Source organism: Deinococcus marmoris DSM 12784 (genome assembly GCF_000701405.1).
In the GTDB taxonomy this organism is placed as follows: domain Bacteria; phylum Deinococcota; class Deinococci; order Deinococcales; family Deinococcaceae; genus Deinococcus; species Deinococcus marmoris.
The window spans coordinates 1-2422 of the sequence record NZ_JNIV01000207.1 but is presented as its reverse complement, the minus strand read 5'-3'; the positions used below and the strand labels follow the sequence as shown (position 1 = coordinate 2422).

Below are 2422 nucleotides of genomic sequence, written 5' to 3'. Positions count from 1 at the left end.
TGTGCCTGGCTCGAAACCCAGCCGAACCTCCTCTCCCAGCAGACCCTCTTTCACTGGTGGCCTCTGTCAAGAAATTAATCGGAGTCCGTATGAGGGGTTAACCGCAAGCCGCCACCCCGCAACCTCCATACAAATCCCCACCCCCGCCCGGTGATAGCCTGACCACGATTCAAAAATCCAGCCCGGTCCCGCGAGGTGTTCATGACGCATGAAGCAGTCCTTCCGCCCGATGTCGCCGCCGCCCCTGCCGACTTCACCTATGACCTGCTGGTGATCGGCTCTGGCCCCGGCGGGCAGCGTGCGGCCATTCAGGCGGCCAAGCTGGGCAAGAAAGTGGCCGTGGTGGAGCGCAAGGCGGTGGTTGGTGGGGTGTGTACGAACACCGGAACCATCCCCTCGAAGACCTTCCGCGAGGCGATCATGCATCTCAGCGGCTACAACGAGCGCGGGCTGTACGGCGCGAGCTACAGCGTCAAGGACGACATTGGCGTCGAGGACTTGCTGCGCCGCACCACCAGCGTCATCGGTCATGAGCTGGATGTGGTGCGCGCCCAACTGCACCGCAACCGCGTGGAGGTCATCTCTGCCGAGGCCAGTTTTATCGGCCCACACACGCTGCGGCTGAAGGACGTGCGCGGCAAGGGCCACAGCGACTCGTGGCGCGATGTGACGGCCCGCCAGATCGTGATTGCGGTGGGCACCAAGGCGGCGCGCGATCCGGGCATTCCCTTCGACGGCAAACGCATTCTGATCAGCGACGATATTCTGGATTTGACAGAGCTGCCGCGCACGGTGGCGGTGATCGGCGGCGGCGTGATCGGCTGCGAGTACGCCAGCATGTTCGCCGCGCTGGGCGTGCGCGTCACGCTGATTGACAAGCGCCCGCGCCTGCTGGACTTTATTGACCATGAAATCACCGATATCCTGGCCTACCAGCTTCGCCAGAACCGCATGACTCTGCGGCTGGGCGAGGCGGTTCACAAGGTTGAAAAGGTGCAGGGCGCACGCGGCGAGCAGGTGCGGATCGTCCTGGCAAGTGGCAAGGAAGTGACCTCCGATCTGGTGCTGTATTCCATCGGGCGCATCGGGGCTACCGCGCGGCTGAATCTGGAAGCGGCGGGCCTGAACGCGGATTCACGCGGGCGCATCGACGTGAACGCGCATTACCAGACCGCCGTGCCGCACATCTACGCGGTGGGCGATGTGATCGGGTTTCCGTCTCTCGCCAGCGTGAGCATGGAGCAGGGTCGCCTGGCCGCTTGCCACGCCTACGGTGTTCCCACCCAGAGCGTGCCGGAGCTGTTTCCCTACGGCATCTACACCATTCCCGAAATCAGCACGGTGGGCAAGAACGAGGAAGAGTTGACGCAGGCTGGCGTGCCCTACGAGATCGGCAAGGCGCAGTACCGCGAGATTGCGCGCGGGCAGATCATCGGTGACGAGCAGGGCACGCTGAAGCTGATCTTCAACATGGACACGCGCGAGCTGCTGGGCGTGCATATCATCGGCACGGGCGCGAGCGAGCTGATCCACATCGGGCAGGCGGTGATGGCCTTTGGCGGCACGGTGGATTACTTCGTGAACACGGTGTTCAATTATCCCACCCTGGCCGAGTGCTACAAAACGGCGGCCTTCGATGGCATCAACCGCCTGGGCAGCACCCCCACGCTGGAGCCGAAGCTGGAACCGCCGCAGGAAGTGGGGGCGGTGGTGTGAGCAGGGTGGAGAAGCCCTTGCCGCAAGTGAATATTGAGGCGAATATAGAAGCCTTCTTTGAAAATCCGTCAGGGAACTATTGTCTGCCAGACAAACGCAATGCCTCCTTTGATTACTGCTACAATTATTTTCAGGGCTTCCGCAAAGACAATAAAATCTCCGAAATTGCTTCGGACGAAAACTTGGAAATGAGCTGTCTCCAAATTGGCTTTTATCTGGCAAGCTGGGGAATGCTGAGGGGTTCGGCTTTCCTTTCGCAGAAGAGCGTGGCTCATTATTCAAAGCTAATCAAGTACATATCCGAGTTCCAAGAGGACTTCTGGGCAATTGATGTTGCGGATTATAATAAGACAGGTGTTGCAGAGAAAATCTTAAAGTGCGAAAAGCAGATCAGAGAGATAGTGTCCGAAGGAACTGGAAAAAAACGCATAGCAAGTGAAACGCTGACCACCAAAATTATGCTTGGCGTTTTTGGCAACATTCCTGCGTTTGACAGTTATTTTTTGAAGGGCTTTGAGAATATTTATATTAGTGAGGCCGCACTTAAAAAAATCTACAATTTCTATTCGGAAAATATCAATATCTTGGATCGTTACGAGATACCTACAATTAGAGGCGAGTTCAAGTTGCTAGCGCACCACTCTGATGGGCCGAGTGTACCTCTTGGGGCGTGCGATACCCCAACACTTTTCGGGGTCTGTTGTTC

Annotated in this window: 2 protein-coding genes; both read left to right on the top strand. The window is 57.8% G+C overall.

What is annotated here, in order from left to right:
• Positions 1-201: 201 nt before the first annotated feature.
• Positions 202-1716 (top strand): Si-specific NAD(P)(+) transhydrogenase, encoded by a 1515-nt coding sequence (gene sthA, locus Q319_RS0123115; protein ID WP_051655719.1) that lies wholly within the window; start codon positions 202-204, stop codon positions 1714-1716.
• A partial coding sequence (locus Q319_RS25970) for a hypothetical protein (protein ID WP_156039571.1) occupies positions 1614-2422 on the top strand: 809 nt, incomplete at its 3' end. The genes sthA and Q319_RS25970, both read left to right, overlap by 103 nt.